We start from the raw sequence: 16,149 nt of genomic DNA on the forward strand, positions 1-16,149 counted from the left end.
GGCACCGAGGAGATACCCATGACCAGCAGACCGCTCCCGCTCCCCCTGCGTCCCGCGCACGAGCAACTGGCCGCTCTCCGCCGCAAGGAGATCTCCAGCCGCGAGCTCCTCGAACTCCAGCTGCGCCGTATCGCGGAGGTCGATCCCCGGATCAACGCGGTCGTCACGCTCGACGCCGAGCGCGCCCGCGACGCGGCCGACGCCGCCGACCGGCATCTGGCCCGGACCGGCGAGCCGGCCGGGCCGCTGCACGGGCTCGCGATCACGGTGAAGGACTCGCTGGAGACCGCCGGGCTGCGCACCGCCTGCGGTGCGCCCGCCCTCGCCGGGCACGTGCCCGCGCGGGACGCGGACGCCACGGCCCGGCTGCGGCGGGCCGGGGCGATCGTCGTCGGCAAGACGAACACGCCGACGTACTGTCAGGACATCCAGACCTGCAACCCGCTGTTCGGCACCACGGTCAATCCCTTCGCGCCCGGCCGGACTTCCGGCGGGTCCTCCGGGGGAGCCGCGGCCGCGCTGGCCGCCGGGCTGACCGCGCTGGAGGTCGGCAGTGATCTGGCGGGTTCGCTGCGGCTGCCCGCGCACTACTGCGGGGTGTACGCGCTGCGTCCGAGCCGTGGTCTGGTCTCCGCGCGGGGTCACATCCCCCGGCCCCCGGGCTGGCTGACGAGCAGTGACATGCTGACGGTGGGTCCGCTGGCCCGTACCGCCGCCGATCTGGAGCTGCTGCTCGGGGTGCTCGCCGGGCCGACGCCCGCCGACGCCGTCGCCTGGCGCGTCGAGCTCCCCGGTCCCCGGCACGCGCGCCTGGAGGACGTGCGCTTCGGCGTGTGGGCGGACGACCCGCACTGTCCGGTGGACGCGGACACGCGGGCGCTGCTCGCGTCCGTCACGGAACTGCTGCGCGGGGCCGGTGCGTCCGTCGACGAGGCCGAACGGCCCGTGGACCTGCGGGAGTCGGAGCGTGCCTTCCGGAACCTGATGTACGCCTCCTCCGCCGCCTCGGCCGAGGACGAGGACTTCCGCGCGGAGGCCGAGCAGGCGGCGCTGCTGCCGCCGGACGACCACTCCCCGGGCGCGGAGTTCCTGCGGTCGCGCACCCAGCGGCACCGCGACTGGCTCCTCGCCGACGAGGAACGCGAGCGGCAACGCGAGCGCTGGGCCGACTACTTCACCCGGCACGACGTCCTGATCACCCCGGCGGCGCCCACGGCGGCCGTGCCGGACCAGAGTGCCGTCCCCCTCCCCGACCGTTTCATCACCGTCGACGGCGAGCGCCACGGCTACTGGAAGCAGACCACGTGGGCCAATCTCACCGGCCATGTCGCCCTGCCCTCCGCGGTCGTCCCGGCCGGCCGTACCGCGGACGGCCTGCCGCTGGGCGTCCAGGTCGTCGGCCCGTACCTCGCCGACCGTACGGTCCTCGCCGTCGCCGAGCACCTTTCCCGGCTGCTGCCGGATCCCCCCTCCGCGTGCTCGTGACGGGCTTGCCGCCGTGACCGGGCGGGGGCGTCCCCGCCCGGTCGCGCCGGCCGTCAGGTGCGGTAGGCGTAGTAGACCGCGTCCGGGTAGGAGGCGATGATGCTCGCGACCGACTTCCGGTAGGTGTTGGTCGAGTGGTAGGTCAGGTACGGCACGCCGGCCCGGCTGCGGTACGTGACCATCATGGAGTGGTCCTTCGACCCGTCACCGTCGAAGTCCATCTGCATGATGTCGCCGACGTCCATCTGGAAGACGTTGGACAGGCTGGTGACGCGCTTGGAGGACAGCGCGTACCAGGACCACTCGTTGGCGCCCACCCACGAGGTGGCCTCGCCCTTGGAGTTGTACCACCACTTGCGGAAGTCCTCGGCGCCGCCGGGCTCCTGCTTCCAGCCTCCGGCCGCGAGGGCCTGGCTGATGAAGTTGGTGCAGTCGCCGCCCGCGTCGTTGAACTTGCGGTAGGCGGGGTTGTAGTTGCGCCAGTACTTCTCGGCATAGTCGGCCATGGCCGCGTAGTCGTAGCCGCCGGCGCGGAGGTCCTTCGGCTGCGGGCGGGCGGACCAGCGGCTGGTGGAGGCCGGGGTGCCGGTGGGCAGGGCGCCGGTGTCCGAGGTGGCGGCGGTGCGCGGCTCGTTGATGGCGGCGGGGCCGTTGTCGGTGGGCCGGATGCCGGTGAGCTCCCACTTGCCGCTCTTGCCGGTGAAGCTCAGCTCGTGGTGGGCGGTGAAGCCGGTGGTCGTGGGCTCGTCGCCGCGGACCTTCTTGTACGTGAACCTGGTGGTCTCGGTGACCTGGACGGTGGCCCGTCCGTTCTTGACGGTGGTCTTCTCCACGGTGGTCGTGGTGTCGGCCGCGCTGTAGGCCTCGCCGAGCGCGTTGAGGCGCTGCTTGCGCTTGCGCAGTGAGGACAGGGCGCTGTCCTCACTGCGCTTGAGCGAGGCGGCTATGCGGACCTTGCCGTCGGAGAAGGAGCCCGCCGCGCGCGTCTTCGCCGCGTCCACGAGCGCTTCGGAGCGCTGGGCGAGCACCGCGTCGGCTATTCGGGCAAAGGACTTGGCCGTCGCGCTGTCCGCCGTGCCCGGCTCGGCCGCGCTCGCGCTCGTCGCGGTCACGGGCAGGAGGACGGCCGACAGAGCCACGGTCACAGCGGCGCCGACGGCGGGTCTGAACGTCGTTTTTCTCACGAAGTTACCCCTTGTCTCCCGGTCCGGGGGGAGGGACCGGGAGCGGCATCTTCGCACATACTGCCGCACGCTCGTGATCGGGTGACGGTCCGTGGGCGGAGCGCGCTCCCCTCTCCTCACGCGTCGAGCGACGGCGGCCCCTGCTCGGTCCGGCGCAGCACCGGTTCCAGGCGCCCGAGTTCGCCGTCCATGAGCTGTCGTTCGTCCCACCAGGTCGCTCCGGCGTCGACGAGCGGCCCGATCAGATCGCGGGCCTTCGCGGGGGCGGCGGGGCTGACGGCCCCGACGACGAGGTCGAAGGGCGCGCCGGAGCGCCCGGCGCCGGCCCGCTCCCGCCGTACGCAGTCGGCCAGTTCGCGGACCTCGTCCACGGGCGGGGTGTGCCCGTGGACGGCGGAGCGGAACAGCGGGACGGCCCCGTCCCAGCGGGCGGCTCGGCGCATGGGCCGGCGGTGCGGCCAGAATCCGGCGATCCACACGGGCGGCCGGGGGCGCTGCACCGGGGCGGGCAGCAGGGCGACGTCCTCGGCCCGGTAGTGCCGACCGTGGTGGGTGACGGGCTCGCCGGACCAGTAGCGGTCGAGCAAGTGCAGTCCTTCGTCGAGGAGTTCGGCGAGCAGGGCCGGGTCGGTGGGTTCGCCGAAGCTGCCGTACTCGTCCTCGACGGGCGCGCCCAGGCCCGCGCCGAGGGTCACGCGGCCGCCGCTGAGGTGGTCGAGCGTGGCCACCTGCCGGGCGAGCTGGTGGGGTCGGCGGCGGGCGAGCGGGGTGACGAGGGTGCCGAGCCGGATCCGGGTGGTGGCCAGGGCCGCGGCGGCGAGCAGCAGCCAGGGGTCGCCGACGGGGCGCCGCAGGCGCTTGTCGTGGACGACGTGGTCCCAGACGAACAGGCCGTCCCAGCCCGCCTCTTCCGCCGCCGCGGCCACGCGGGCCACGGTGCGGGGGTCGGCGAAGTCACCGAAGTTCGGGATGTTGACGGAGCATCGCAAGCTCATTCCCGCATGGTGCTCCCCGTCGTGAAACCGGGGCAACGGAAATACTCCGGCCACCGTCCGGCGGCCGTACGCGGCTATCCGGTCCGTACGAACCAGCGCTCCAGGTAGCGCTCCAGCGCGCCGTGGTCGCCCGTGCGCGCCCGCAGTCCGATGTGCCCGTCGGGGCGTACCAACAGCAGGGTGCCGGGCGGGAGTTCCCGCTGCCGCTCCCGGGCGGGCCGTACGACACACACCTCCGCCGGCATGGCGAAGCGGCCAGTGACGGCGCGGACGGCGGCGAGGTCCGCCGACGGTTCCGTGTCCCCTTCCGGGCAGAGCAGCAGGGTCAGCCGCTCGTAGGAGAACAGTTCGTGCAGGGCGACATGGCGGGCGCCCCCGGTGACCGGCAGGTCGGGCAGCCGGTCACCGGCGCGCGGCCCGCCGCTGCCGGGCACTTCGGCGCACAGCTCGCTGCCCCGGTGGTTTCTCGCCAGGTCGGACAGGACGGCCCGTTCGCGGTCGGCGGCCCGCGCGCTCGCGAGGACGGCGGGGCCGAGCAGCCGCATCGCGGTCAGGGTGAGCGAGGAGGGCGGCAGTTCCAGGACGTTCCACCGCATATGCCGCATCACTTGGCGTGCGGTGCGGCGCTGTTCGTGCGCGTAGGTGTCGAGCAGCGTCTCGTGCGCCCGGCCGCGTACCACGGCGCCGAGCTTCCAGCCGAGGTTGTGGGCCCCGAGCAGCCCGGTGTTCAGGCCGTGTCCACCGACGGGCGCCCACAGGTGGGCGCTGTCGCCCACGAGCAGCGCGCGGCCCGCGCGCAGGGTCGCGGCCAGCCGGTCCTGGAAGCGGGCCCGGGAGACCCAGCGCGGCGCGGTCGGCGTCAGCCGCGCCGCCGGGTCGCGCGCGGCCCCGGCGACGAGCGCGCGCATCGCCTCGACGCCGGGCGGCCCGGTCTCCTCGGGGCGCGGGTCGGTCAGGAACGCGAAGAAGCGGTATCCGCCGCCGGGCCGGGGGCTCGCGATGAGGCAGACGCGCTGCTCGTAGAACATGTACGTGACGTCCTCGGCGTACGGGAAGCGCCAGTCGGCGGCCGCGTTGATCTGCACGGCCTGGAGGTCGGCGCGGGCCCGGCCCTCGAAGGGGATGCCGAGGGTCCGGCGGACGAGGCTGTGGGCGCCCTCGCAGCCGACGACCCAGCGGCAGCGCAGCGTCGCGACGCGCCCGTCGGGCCCGCGTACGTCCACCTCCGCGCCCTCGCCGCCCACGCGGACGGCCAGCGCGTCGTGTCCCCACCGCACGTCGCCGCCCAGCTCGGCGAGCCGCTGCGCCAACAGCCTTTCGGTGGCGTGCTGTTCGATGGACAGCGGGTGGGGGAAGGCGGTGCCGGGCACGCCCATGTCGTACGTGCCGATGCGGCGCCCGCGCACGTAGCACTCGGCGCGGCGCTGGGGAAGTCCCTCGGACGCGAAGCGCTCCGCGCAGCCGAGGTCCCGCAGCGTCTCCAGGGCGCGCTGCCACACGACGCTGGCGCGTCCCTCCTGTTTGACGGAGGGTTCACGCTCGACGACCGTGACCCCGGCCCCGTGCGTCCGCAGTCCGACGGCGAGCGCGAGCCCGGCCGGTCCGCCGCCGATCACCACGACGTCCTGCTCGTTCTGCCCGTCCTGCCCTTCCTCTTCGCTGTCCACCGTCGGCTCCTCCCGTTTCTCCCGCTCATGGCGGCAGGACCGCGACTGCTGCGCGAACGCCCGCGTCAATGGCGCGAAAAGATCCGTGTCCGCCGAGTTGATCTTGGGTAGACACCGCGCTGAGCAGCACCTGCTCACTCTGTGCACCTCAACGACTACGCGACGAAGGAGTCATCATGATCTCGCGTGCCCTGCGCCTCGGCATCGGCGCCCTGACGGTCCTCGGCCTGACGGCCGGCCTCGCCCCGGCGGCTTCGGCCGCCGGCACGGACGGTACGGCCGTCAAGTGCCGCAAGAGCGACTTCTGTCTGTTCAGCGGCCCCCACCAGAGCGGCCAGGTCCTCTACCGGATCGATGTGAAGGTCACCAGGACGGGCTTTCACTTCCCGGAGGTCGACGCGCTCGACCCCGTGATCACGCCGCGTTCGGCGCGCAACCCGATACCGGACTCCTTCGGCTGCATCGTGCGCCTCAACGACAAGCCGCACTTCGCCGGCGACGAGCAGGAGATCTCCGGTTCCGGCGACGCGGAGCTGACCGGCGCGCCCGTCGGCTCGATCACGCCGGACTGCGGCTGACCTGCCGTCCCGCAGCCGGTACGGGCGTGATCCCGCGCCTGTACCGGCGGCGCGACGCTCCGTAGAGTTGAACGCGGGAGGGCGGGCGCCCGGCCTGCCCCGTGGACGCGAGCGGTGACGGATGAGCGGGGTGCGTGGGCCGGCGGCCCGACACGGACTGGGCAGCGCGGAGGAGATGATCGCGGAGGCGCGGAAGGCGTTCTTCGTGATGTTCGGGATCGTCGCGGCGGTGTGGCTGGCCCAGTTGGTGAACTGGGCGCAGGGATACGCGCTCGTCCGGGAGTACGGGCTGCGGGCCGGGGACGTGACCAGCCTGCCCGACATCCTCACCGCGCCCCTCCTGCACGCGAGTTGGGCGCACATCGAGTCCAACTCCGGTCCGCTGTTCGTCTTCGGGTTCCTGGCCGCCTACCGGGGGGTGGCCCGCTTCCTCGGGGTCACGCTGCTGATCGCCGTGGCCAGCGGGGCCGCGGTGTGGTTCCTGAGCCAGGGAGGCTCCGTCACCGTCGGGGCCAGCGGGCTGGTCTACGGCTACTTCGGGTACGTCGTGGTCCGGGGGCTCTTCGACCGGCATCTGATCGACACGCTCGTCGGCCTCGTCATGGGGGCGTCCTTCGCCTTCCTCCTGACGACGGCCGTGCCGGGAACCCCGGGGATCAGCTGGCAGGCCCACCTCGGCGGGCTCGTCGGCGGCCTGGTCGGCGCCTGGCTCTTCCGCGACCGGAGGCCGCGCGACAGCGCCGGCGCGAAGGGCGGCGGTACGAAAGGCGACGGCACGAAGGGCGGCGGCACGGGCACGGACCCCCATCCCCGCTCCGACCTGCACAAGGAGCTCGGCGACCTCGGTCTGCTGTAGCTGGTGTGCGCGCCCTCTCCCCCGCGCGCGAGACTGGGGGGAGAGGGAGAGCGACGGTGACGGTCACCTTGGCCCTGGCCGGGGACACCATGCTGGGGCGCTGCGTCGCGGAACGGCTGCGGGAAGCGCCCGCTCCGCAGACCGTGCTGTGCGCGGAACTGCGCGCGCTGCTCGCCGAGGCCGACCTGTGCGTGCTCAACCTGGAGTGCTGCGTCTCCGACCGCGGCGAGCGCTGGCACGCGCCGGGCAAACCCTTCTTCTTCCGGGCGCCGCCCGCCACCGCCGACGTCCTCGCGGAGCTGGGCGTGGACTGCGTGACGCTCGCGAACAACCACGCCCTGGACTACGGCTTCGACGCCCTCGCCGACACGCGCGCGCTGCTGCGGCGGGCGGGGGTCGCCGCGGTGGGCGCGGGGGCGGACGTGGCGGCGGCCCGGGAGTTCGCGGTGCTGGAGGCGGGCGGGATACGGCTGGCCGTGGTCGGCGCGACCGACCACCCGGAGGACTTCGCCGCCGCTGCCGACCGCCCCGGCGTGGCCTACGCGGACCTGCGCCACGGCGTCCCGCGCTGGCTCCTGGACACCGTCGGGCACGCGGCGGACGCCGCCGACGCCGTGCTCGTCACCCCGCACTGGGGCCCGAACATGACCTCCCGCCCGCCGCACTACGTCCAGGACGCGGCGCCGCGCCTGCTGCGGGCGGGCGCGACGCTGGTGGCCGGGCACTCCGCGCACGTCGTGCACGGGGCGGGCCACAGGATCGTGTACGACATGGGCGACTTCATCGACGACTACGCGGTCGACTCCCGTCTGCGCAACGACCTGGGACTGCTGTTCCTGGTGACCTGGGAGGCCGCACCGCAGGACGGGCACACCCGTTGGCTGCCCGTCCGCCTGGAGGCCGTGCCGCTGTATCTCGACCACTGCTTCACGACGGTGGCGACCGGCGGGCACTGGCAGTGGATGCGCGCCCGTTTCACGCGCGCCTGCGCCGAGTCGGGCACCGACGTGACCGTGACGGGGGACGAGGGACGGCTGGTGGTGGAGTGGCCCGCCGAACGTCCGCGTCGGACGCCCTGAGCGGCTCGGCGACGTCCGGTGTGCTTCGGGCAACGCCCCGAAGGGGCGCGGCTGTTGCGGTGTGCGGCTCCGCCGCGTGTCCAGCCGGCCGCTCAGGCGGCCCGCGCGGTGTGGACCGTGAGCGTCGAGAGCCAGAAGACATCGGGGCGGCGCAGGACGCCCGTGGGGGCGGCGCGGTCCAGCAACTGCTCCAGGGCGTCGCGGTCCTCGGCGTCGAGGCGGTCCCCTGCCCGGTCCCGCAGTCGGGAGAGGTGGGCGTGCGCCTGCTCGCGGACCTGCGGGGACGGCGGGGCGGGCAGGTCGACGAGGAAGGTGCGCGTCCCGGTGGGGGTGAGGCCGGCGGCGGTGAGCATGGCCCGCCAGTCCTCGACCGCCCTGACGGAGCCCGGCAGCCGCTCGCGCATCTCGGTGAAGCCTTCGTCGTACAGGGCGTCGAGGCGGGACTGCAGTCCGGGGCGGCCGATGCCGGTGTCGCGGGGCAGACAGCGCGGGGGCGCCACGCGTTCGGCGACGGCGAGGACGCCGCCGCGGCGCAGCGTCGCGGCCAGGGCGTCGAGTGCCGCCTGCTGGTCGCCGAGGTGGTGGACGGCCTTGCTGCTCCAGATCAGGTCCGCCGGGGGCAGGGCGCCGAAGTCCTCGGGCAGGCCGGCGCGTCGGGTGCTCAGCCGGCCGGCCAGTCCCTGGGCGGCGGCGCGCTCGCGGGCCCGATCCAGCAGGTCCGGGGAGCCGTCGACGGCGACGGCCTCGGCCTGCGGGAAGGCCCGGGCGAGCAGGCAGGTGGCGACGCCGGGCCCGCTGCCGACGTCGAGCACGCGGCGTACGGCCGTACCGTGCAGGTCCGTCACCTCGCGCAGCCACGCGGCGGCCGCCGCGAAGCAGGTGCCGTGGATCTCGCCCTCGCGCTCCAGCTCGGCGCCCCGTGCGCCCCAGTCCGTGGTGTGGTGGTGGTGTGCGGTCATGTGATGCCCGTGCCCGTCGTCTCGATCGGTGGTGACCTCCGGGCCGAGACTGCGCCCACAGGCCCCGCCCCGGCAATCTTTGTTGCCGTTTCCGGGACGCGGAGGTGCAATGGGCGGCATGGAACCGTCGAACGCCATCGCCCGCGCCCTGACCGAGGTCGGCCCCCGGCTCAGACGGCTGCGTACCGGGCGCGGTGTGACCCTGGCCGCGCTCGCGGAGGCCACGGGCATCTCCAAGAGCACCCTGTCGCGGCTGGAGTCGGGGCAGCGCCGGCCGAGCCTTGAGTTGCTGCTGCCGATCGCCCAGGCGCACCAGGTGCCGCTGGACGAGCTGGTGGGCGCGCCCGAGGTCGGTGATCCGCGGGTGCGGCTGACCCCTCGGCGCCGCAACGGCACGGTGGTGCTGCCGCTGACCCGGCAGCCGGGTCCGTTGCAGTCGTTCAAGATGGTGGTCCCGCCCTCGCGCAGCACCCCGGATCCGTGCACGCACGAGGGCTACGAGTGGCTGTACGTGCTCGCCGGGAAGCTGCGCCTGGTCCTGGCCGAGCACGATCTGGTGCTCGGGCCGGGCGAGGTGGCCGAGTTCGACACGCGGCTGCCGCACTGGTTCGGCAGCACCGGCGAGGGCCCGGTCGAGGTCCTCAGCCTGTTCGGGCGGCAGGGCGAGCGGATGCACGTCCGTGCCAGGCCCCGGGCCGGGGACACCGCGCAGGGGGCAACGCCCCGGTAGGCGCGGTCAGTTCGAGACGGTGGCCCCGCACGTCCCGAACGGTGCCCCGGCCTCGGCGGTCCCCGGGCCGAAGGTGCCGTTGAGGGCTCTGGCGAACTCGGGGGCGAAGGCGGCGGGCACGCCGGAGGCGCGTACCGTGACCTTCGGCGGATCCGTCGAGGCGACCTCGGGGGTGAACTGCGAGGGGCTCGCGAAGGTGTGGACGGGGAGCCGTTCGCCGTTCGGGTCGCCGGAGGTCTTCACCATGTAGGTGACGTTGCCGGAGGACGCGGCCGCCTGGCCGTCGGAGACCTGCACCAGGTGTCCTGCCGCGTCGGTGAGGGTGAACCCGCCCTTGAACTGGGCCTGGACGTCACCGACGGTCTTCTCGCCCAGGTCGACGGTGACCGTTCCCGTGAAGTCGCTCAGCGCGTAGGACGAGGGTGCCTGGCCGGCGGTGAGGGGCTTGAAGGTCACGCCCGCCTTCTGCCAGGAGACGGCGCACTCCCCGCTTCCCTGGGCGACGGTGAGCGCGACCGGGTCGCCGGCGAAGGCCGCGTGCGCGGCGAGCCCGCTGCCGACGAGTGCGAGGACCCCCAGGAGGATCACGGACGGGCGGAGCACAGGCATGACGTACACGGCTTTCTCGACGGAGTGCCCCTCCCCCACTGTTCGGGGCACGCGCGCGTGCCGCAACCGGGCGGTGCCGGACGGGTGGTCGCGTTCAGCCGTCCGCGAGCGGCCGGTCCCGGGTCTCCCCCGCGGCCCGTACGCTCCACGCGCTCACCGCGCACGCGGCCGCCATGAGGACCGCGACGGCGAGGGTGTTGCCGCTCTTGCCGTCTCCGGTGCGTACCAGCCAGGTCGCGGCGAGCGGGGCGAGGCTGCCGCCGAGGACGGAGGCGGCCTGGTAGCCGAGGGAGGTGCCCGTGCAGCGGGTGCGGGTGGGGAAGAGTTCGGCGAACAGGGCCGCCATCGGCCCGTACAACGCCGCGTGGAACACCGCCAGGTTCAGCGAAAGCGCGACCGCGAAGAGTGCCGGGGAGCGGCTGTCGACGAGCGGGAAGAGCAGGAAGGAGCTGCCGCCGAGGAGCAGGGCCCCGGCGAGGGAGACGGGTCTTCGGCCGATCCGGTCGGAGAGGGCGGCGTAGGCGGGCAGGGTGAGCAGGGAGAGCGCGCAGGCGAGGATCAGGCCGGTCAGCACGGCGGGTCTGCCGATGCCGAGGTCCTTGGCGTGGGCGGGGACGAAGGTGATCAGGACGGCGTTGGTGGTGAAGGGGCCGATGCCGATGCCGACGGCGAGGAGGGTGGCGCGGCGGTGGTGCCGGAGGGTCTCCAGGACGGGGCGGTGGGCGGTGCCCGTACGATCAGCCGTCAACACGCCGGTACCGTCCGGCACTTGCTCCCCCTCCCGACTCCCCTCCTGGTTCCTGTCCTGTGTGAACAGCGGGCTCTCCGCGAGGCCGCGCCGTACCCAGTACCCGAGGGCGACGAGGACCGCCGAGAGCAGGAAGGGCACGCGCCAGCCCCAGCGCTGGAAGTCCTGCTCGGGCAGGGTGTTGAAGGCGGCCAGGACCAGGGACGAGAGCAACAGTCCGGAGGGCGCGCCCATTTGGGGCAGGGCGCCCCACAGGCCGCGCCTGCCGGGCCGGGCGTGCTCGATGGCCATGAGGGCCGCGCCGCCCCACTCGCCGCCCACCGCGAAGCCCTGTGCGAGCCGCAGCAGGACGAGCAGCAGCGGGGCGGCGATGCCCAGGTCGGTGTAGCCGGGCAGGAGCCCGATCAGGACGCTGGAGGTGCCCATGAGCAGCATGCTCAGGGTCAGGACGGGCCTGCGGCCGGCGCGGTCGCCGTACCGGCCGAGGACGAGTCCGCCGAGGGGGCGGGCGAGGTAGCCGACGGCGAGGGTCGCGAAGGAGGCGAGGGTGCCGGTGAAGGGGGCGAGTCCGGGGAAGAAGAGTTTGTCGAAGACGAGGGCGGCGGCGGTCCCGTAGAGCAGGAAGTCGTACCACTCGATGACGCTGCCCAGGTAGCTGGAGAGCAGGATGTGCCGTAACGCGGCCCGTCGGCCGCCGGTGGCTCTGCGGGTGCGGGGACGTGCGTGCAGCGGCGGCACGGCGGTCAGCCGGCGAGCGCGCGCTGGGGGTTGGTCTCGGTCAGCTGCCGGATCTCCTCGTCGTCGAGGCCGGCCGCGCGGAGTTTCTTGGTGAAGTCGGTGAGCAGGTAGGCGAATCCGGTGCCGCCCCGCGAGGCGAGGTGGTCGCGGACGCAGATGTCGTGGGAGAGCAGGATCCGCTCCAGGTGGCCGGCGCGGACGAGGGCCATGACGAGGGCGACGCGCCGCTCGGCCTCCCGGGGCGAGGCGCACTCGTGGAAGGTGTCGAACTGCACCCAGGCGCCCCGGCGGGCGAGTTCGAGGTGGTACTCGGGCAGGCAGACCTTGTCGCAGTGGCCGATGATGACGCGCTCGGGCGGCACCCCGGCGCCGGTGAGCAGGTCGAGCTGGGGGATGCCGACGGGCCAGCGGGCGGCGTGGGTGGTGATGGCGGCGCCGGTGCGCAGCTGGGCGTGGGCGGCGGCGCGCAGGGAGCGTTCCTCGGTGGCGGAGACGTACCAGCCGTCGCTGCCGACCTCGCCGATGATCCCGGCGCGGGTGCCGTCGGTGCCGGGTATGCCGTCGGTCAGGTCGCGGACGATGAGTTCGCCGATCTCGGCGACGGTGTGCCGGTCGAACCAGTCGCGGTCGAGGTAGGGGTCGCGGTAGTGGCCGGTGCCCAGGACGATCCGGACGCCGGTGGCGGCGGCGAGACGGGCGAGGGCCGCCACGTTGGCGGGGTCCCGTCCGCCGTCGTCCGTGCGGGCCCGCGCCGCGGTACGGGCGCCGGGCGCCGCGAACAGGCCGCTGGGGTCGGTCGCGGCGCCGGTGGTCAGTTCGCTGGTGGTGACGTCGACGAGGGTGCCGCCGCCGGCTGCGGCGTAGGCGGCGACCTCGTGGCGCATCTCCTCCTCGTCGTTGAGCAGCCCCGACTGCCGGTACTCGCGCAGCAGGTTGATGAAGACGTGCTCGTGGGGCAGGACCGGGCCCAGGTCGGCGGCCGGTACGGGGCCGGCGAGCGTCATGACGTCCGGCATGGCGGGCAACTCCTCGTCTGACAGCGGCTGTTCGGGACTGGGGCGGGGACGCCCCAGCGGGTTCGGCAAGGCCTGGTGCGGTTCGGCAGCGCCCCGCAGGGCGCGGGGCCGTTCCGGTGTGCGGCTCCGCCGCGCGGGCACGACCATCCCCCCGGAGGGGGACCCCCAGCCGTGCCCGCGGACGGCGTATCGGTTATCGGGCCGAGCGCTCAGCGCAACGGCTCCTGGGCGCGGGCGGTGGCCGCCGTGAGGAACTCGCCGCGGGCGAGGGCGGCGGCGACGGCTTCGATGTCGTCGCTCATCCAGCGGTCCCGGCCGAGGAAGGGGGCGTGGGCGCGTACGGTCTCGTAGGTGCCCAGGGCCACGGGGCCGAGTCCTTCGCGGCGGCCGGAGAGGTCCACGGCCTGGGCGGCGGCGAGGAGTTCGACGGCGAGGATGCGGTCGTTGTTGGACAGGACGCGGCGGGCGTTGCGCGCGGAGATCAGCCCCATGCTGACGACGTCCTGGTTGTCGCCGTTGGAGGGGACGCTCTGGGTGCTGGCCGGGCCGATGGTGCGGTTCTCGGCGACGAGGGCGGTGGCCGGGTACTGGGCGCCCGCGAAGCCGCTGCTGAGTCCGGGGTCGCCGGCGACGAGGAACTCGGGGAGGCCGTCGCTGAGATGGCGGTTGAGGAGCCGGTTGGTGCGGCGCTCGGAGAGCACGCCGAGCTGGGTGAGCGCGATCGTGGTGTAGTCCATGACGAACGCGACGGGCTGGCCGTGGAAGTTGGCGCCGTGGAAGACCTCGTCGACGCCGTCGCCGCCGAAGAACAGCGGGTTGTCGTTGGCGGAGTTGAGCTCGGTGCGCAGCACGCCGTGGGCGTGGTCGAGGGTGTCGCGGACGGCGCCGAGGATCTGCGGGATGGCGCGCAGCGAGTACGCCTTCTGGAGATAGACGTCGGTGCGGGTGACGCCGCTGTCGGCGCGCTTGCCGGCCTGGGCCTCGCGCCGCAGGTCCTCGTGGTCGCGCAGGAGCCGGCTGCCGCGGGTGAGGGCGCGCAGGTTGGCGGCGGAGGTGATCTGGCCCCGGTGGGGGCGGGCGAGGTCGTGGCCCTCGGGCTGGAAGGGGCTCGCGGAGGAGCGCAGTACCTCCAGGACGAGTCCGGTGGCGATCTCGGCCTGGCGCACCTGGTCGAGGGCGCGCAGCAGGACGAGGGAGCCGAGGCCGGTCATGGCGGAGGTGCCGTTGATGAGGGCGAGGCCCTCCTTGAAGCGCAGCCGCATGGGTTCGATGCCCAGGGAGCGCAGCACCGGTGCGGTGGGGGTGCGTTCGCCGTTCTTGAGGACGTAGCCCTCGCCGATGACGGTCGCGGCGAGGTGGGAGAGCGGGGCGAGGTCGCCGCTGGCGCCGAGGGAGCCGATCTCGGGGATGGCCGGGGTGATGCCCTCGGTGAGGTAGAGGGCGAGGCGGCGCAGGAGTTCGGGGCGGACGGCGGAGTAGCCCTTGGCGAGGGCGTTGAGGCGGGCGGCGAGGATCGCGCGGGCCTCGTGTTCGCCGAACAGCGGGCCGACGCCGGCGCTGTGGCTGCGGACGAGGTTGGTCTGCAGTTCGGTCTCGCGGGCGGTGTCGACGAGCATGTAGATCATCTCGCCGTAGCCGGTGGTGACGCCGTAGACGGGGATGCCGTCGCGGACGGTGGCCTCGAACAGTTCGCGGCTGCGGGCGGCCCGGGCCAGTGCCTTGTCGTCGACCTCGCAGCGCACGCGGCGTTCGGAGACGGTGCGGACGTCGGTCAGGCGCAGGCTCTCGCCGTCGAAGACGACGGTGTCGGGTGCGGCGGCGGGCTGGGGCGGGACCGCCGTGGGCAGGGCGGTCTCGGGCACCTGGGACATCGGTGTCACCTCTTGGTCATGTTTCGCTGGGCTCGTGGTGCGGCTGCGGTGCGGCTGTGGTGCGGTGCGGGCCCGGCCTGCGGGGGTGCCTCGCGGTCAGGCCGGTGCTCGGTGCGGGGTGTTGCGTGGCGTGGTCATCGCGGGCGCGGGTGGGCAACGGTCTTCTCCCGTTCGGGAGTCGGCGGCCGGTGTGCCGTCCCCCGCGCGAGGAGCAGGACGAGCACGGCGACGGCGGCCGGATACAGGACGGCGGGCCAGCTGAACGGCAGGATGGCCAGGCACACCAGCGCGGCGAGCGCGGCCGCGGCGCGGCCGATGTCGCGCCGCGGCAGGATCCGCAGGGCGGCGGCCGTCCCGACGAGGTAGACCGCGACGAAGGTGGCGCTCGGCCAGGCGATGAGCTCCTGCAGATCGGGCATGGTCAGCGCGACCCCGGCCAGCAGCAGGGCGAAGGCGGCGGCGAGGTGGGCGAGCGCGCGGGCCGGGGTGCCGTGGCGGGGGTGCAGCCGGGCGAGGGCGCGGGGCAGTTTTCCGTCGCGGGCCTGCGCGTACAACAGCCGGGAGAATCCGGCGATGTTGGTGTGCACGGCGACGAAGGAGCAGCACAGGGCGAAGCACGCGGTGACGGAACCGGCCACCGGTCCGAGGGCGTCGCGGGCGAGCACGCTGACGGGGGCGAGGCCGGAGGCGTCGCGGTAGACGCCGGTGCCGACCATGACGACGGCGGACAGGCAGTACAGGACGGACAGGACGGCCGAGGCGAGCACCATGCTCAGCGGCAGGTCGCGGGCGGGCCGGCGGAATTCCTCGGCGAGGTGCACGACCATCTCGAAGCCGATGTACGACCAGAAGATCAGCAGGGCCGCGGTGCCGACGGCTCCCCAGCCGTGCGGCAGGAAGGGTTCGAAGCGGGCGGCCCGTACCCGGCCGGCGCCCAGCAGGGACACCCCGGCGAGGACGGCGCCGGTCAGGACGACGAGGCGGACCTGGACCCAGCCGGACAGCCGCAGCCCGCGCGCGTTGAGGGCGCAGGAGGTGAACAGCAGGACGGCGGCGATGGCCACGGCCCAGCGGGGCGCCAGCCCGTAGTAGGCGGTGATGTAGTTGGCGCCGACCAGCGCTATGACGGGGACGGCGAAGGGCACGGAGGCCAGCAGCCAGTAGCCGGTGAGCGTGGTGAGCCTCGGCCCGAAGGCGGCCCGGGTGTAGGCGACGATACCGCCGGCGTGCGGCAGCCTGGCGCCGGCCCGTCCCAGGGCGAGCGCCAGGGCCAGGGCGAAGACCGACATGGCGCCCCACGCGAGCACCGCGGCGGGCCCCGCGGTCCGGGCGGTGAGCGCGGGCAGGACCAGCACACTGGGCCCCATGACGGAGCCGACCGCCATCGCGGTGCCGTCGGTGATGCGCAGCGTGCGGTGCAGTCCGGTGTCCGGCACGGGAACGGTTCCTTCCCTTTTCTCGCACCCGGGGCTTCCCCCGTGAGCCCCGGGGCGGGTGCCATATTGCCAACCTGCGCTGATTTCCCCATGATTTCTCGCTGACCGGGCACATGCACGGACCGGGGGCCGTGCACGTGTCCGGGTTGCCCGGTTCCCGGGGCCTCCCGGCGATACCGATGACGCCCGACGAGAAGG

Annotated in this window: 14 protein-coding genes; 5 read left to right on the forward strand and 9 right to left on the reverse strand. The window is 73.9% G+C overall.

Annotated features, from left to right (window positions below; all coding sequences use genetic code 11):
* Positions 1-18 precede the first annotated feature (18 nt).
* Positions 19-1,485: an amidase gene (locus ACFP1Z_RS27615; protein ID WP_390320367.1), complete on the forward strand. Its 1,467-nt coding sequence runs from the start codon at positions 19-21 to the stop codon at positions 1,483-1,485.
* A 53-nt stretch (positions 1,486-1,538) separates the two neighbouring features.
* Here the strand turns inward: ACFP1Z_RS27615 and ACFP1Z_RS27620 are convergent, their stop codons facing one another.
* The 3 genes from ACFP1Z_RS27620 to ACFP1Z_RS27630 all read right to left on the reverse strand — a co-directional run bounded on the left by ACFP1Z_RS27620 (position 1,539) and on the right by ACFP1Z_RS27630 (position 5,331).
* Positions 1,539-2,669, reverse strand: a complete 1,131-nt coding sequence (locus ACFP1Z_RS27620) for an amidase domain-containing protein (RefSeq protein ID WP_390320368.1) — start codon at positions 2,667-2,669, stop codon at positions 1,539-1,541.
* Positions 2,670-2,785: 116 nt separating this feature from the next.
* A complete protein-coding gene (locus ACFP1Z_RS27625) occupies positions 2,786-3,658 on the reverse strand; it encodes an LLM class flavin-dependent oxidoreductase (RefSeq protein WP_390320431.1) in 873 nt (290 codons plus the stop codon).
* An 80-nt stretch (positions 3,659-3,738) separates the two neighbouring features.
* Positions 3,739-5,331, reverse strand: a complete 1,593-nt coding sequence (locus ACFP1Z_RS27630) for an FAD-dependent oxidoreductase (RefSeq protein WP_390320369.1) — start codon at positions 5,329-5,331, stop codon at positions 3,739-3,741.
* 176 nt (positions 5,332-5,507) lie between these two features.
* Here ACFP1Z_RS27630 and ACFP1Z_RS27635 point away from each other — a divergent pair, with 176 nt between their 5' ends.
* The 3 genes from ACFP1Z_RS27635 (at position 5,508) to ACFP1Z_RS27645 (ending at position 7,844) form a co-directional block, all read left to right on the forward strand.
* Positions 5,508-5,909: a hypothetical protein gene (locus tag ACFP1Z_RS27635; protein WP_390320370.1), complete on the forward strand. Its 402-nt coding sequence runs from the start codon at positions 5,508-5,510 to the stop codon at positions 5,907-5,909.
* Positions 5,910-6,030: 121 nt separating this feature from the next.
* Positions 6,031-6,765, forward strand: a complete 735-nt coding sequence (locus ACFP1Z_RS27640) for a rhomboid family intramembrane serine protease (protein ID WP_390320371.1) — start codon at positions 6,031-6,033, stop codon at positions 6,763-6,765.
* Positions 6,766-6,821: 56 nt separating this feature from the next.
* Positions 6,822-7,844 carry a CapA family protein gene (locus ACFP1Z_RS27645; protein WP_390320373.1) on the forward strand — a complete coding sequence of 341 codons (1,023 nt, stop codon included), beginning with the start codon at positions 6,822-6,824 and terminating at the stop codon, positions 7,842-7,844.
* Positions 7,845-7,936: 92 nt separating this feature from the next.
* Here ACFP1Z_RS27645 and ACFP1Z_RS27650 read toward each other — a convergent pair whose 3' ends face one another.
* Positions 7,937-8,803, reverse strand: coding sequence for a class I SAM-dependent methyltransferase (locus ACFP1Z_RS27650; RefSeq protein WP_390320374.1), 867 nt, complete (start codon positions 8,801-8,803; stop codon positions 7,937-7,939).
* A 118-nt stretch (positions 8,804-8,921) separates the two neighbouring features.
* On the opposite strand from ACFP1Z_RS27650, the gene ACFP1Z_RS27655 reads away from it, so the two are divergent.
* Positions 8,922-9,533 carry a helix-turn-helix domain-containing protein gene (locus ACFP1Z_RS27655; RefSeq protein WP_390320375.1) on the forward strand — a complete coding sequence of 204 codons (612 nt, stop codon included), beginning with the start codon at positions 8,922-8,924 and terminating at the stop codon, positions 9,531-9,533.
* 6 nt (positions 9,534-9,539) lie between these two features.
* Here the strand turns inward: ACFP1Z_RS27655 and ACFP1Z_RS27660 are convergent, their stop codons facing one another.
* From ACFP1Z_RS27660 to ACFP1Z_RS27680, 5 genes are all read right to left on the reverse strand, one after another.
* Positions 9,540-10,142, reverse strand: a complete 603-nt coding sequence (locus tag ACFP1Z_RS27660) for a hypothetical protein (RefSeq protein ID WP_390320376.1) — start codon at positions 10,140-10,142, stop codon at positions 9,540-9,542.
* A gap of 94 nt (positions 10,143-10,236) precedes the next feature.
* Positions 10,237-11,628: an MFS transporter gene (locus ACFP1Z_RS27665; RefSeq protein WP_390320377.1), complete on the reverse strand. Its 1,392-nt coding sequence runs from the start codon at positions 11,626-11,628 to the stop codon at positions 10,237-10,239.
* A 5-nt stretch (positions 11,629-11,633) separates the two neighbouring features.
* Positions 11,634-12,644: a phosphotriesterase family protein gene (locus ACFP1Z_RS27670; RefSeq protein WP_390320378.1), complete on the reverse strand. Its 1,011-nt coding sequence runs from the start codon at positions 12,642-12,644 to the stop codon at positions 11,634-11,636.
* Between the two features lie 209 nt (positions 12,645-12,853).
* A complete protein-coding gene (gene cmdF, locus ACFP1Z_RS27675; protein WP_390320379.1) occupies positions 12,854-14,515 on the reverse strand; it encodes a tyrosine 2,3-aminomutase in 1,662 nt (553 codons plus the stop codon).
* A 134-nt stretch (positions 14,516-14,649) separates the two neighbouring features.
* Positions 14,650-15,951: an APC family permease gene (locus tag ACFP1Z_RS27680; RefSeq protein WP_390320380.1), complete on the reverse strand. Its 1,302-nt coding sequence runs from the start codon at positions 15,949-15,951 to the stop codon at positions 14,650-14,652.
* Between the last annotated feature and the right edge of the window lie 198 nt (positions 15,952-16,149).

Origin of the sequence: Streptomyces gamaensis, from assembly GCF_042656465.1 — a bacterium.
In the GTDB taxonomy this organism is placed as follows: Bacteria; Actinomycetota; Actinomycetes; order Streptomycetales; family Streptomycetaceae; genus Streptomyces; species Streptomyces gamaensis.

Bases quoted from the DNA above. Each gene is read 5' to 3' on its own strand.
- ACFP1Z_RS27615 (WP_390320367.1), top strand. From the start codon at position 19: ATGACCAGCAGACCGCTCCCGCTCCCCCTGCGTCCCGCGCACGAGCAA.
- ACFP1Z_RS27635 (WP_390320370.1), top strand. From the start codon at position 5,508: ATGATCTCGCGTGCCCTGCGCCTCGGCATCGGCGCCCTGACGGTCCTC.
- ACFP1Z_RS27640 (WP_390320371.1), top strand. From the start codon at position 6,031: ATGAGCGGGGTGCGTGGGCCGGCGGCCCGACACGGACTGGGCAGCGCG.
- ACFP1Z_RS27650 (WP_390320374.1), bottom strand. From the start codon at position 8,803: ATGACCGCACACCACCACCACACCACGGACTGGGGCGCACGGGGCGCC.
- ACFP1Z_RS27655 (WP_390320375.1), top strand. From the start codon at position 8,922: ATGGAACCGTCGAACGCCATCGCCCGCGCCCTGACCGAGGTCGGCCCC.
- ACFP1Z_RS27660 (WP_390320376.1), bottom strand. From the start codon at position 10,142: ATGCCTGTGCTCCGCCCGTCCGTGATCCTCCTGGGGGTCCTCGCACTC.
- ACFP1Z_RS27670 (WP_390320378.1), bottom strand. From the start codon at position 12,644: ATGCCGGACGTCATGACGCTCGCCGGCCCCGTACCGGCCGCCGACCTG.
- cmdF (WP_390320379.1), bottom strand. From the start codon at position 14,515: ATGTCCCAGGTGCCCGAGACCGCCCTGCCCACGGCGGTCCCGCCCCAG.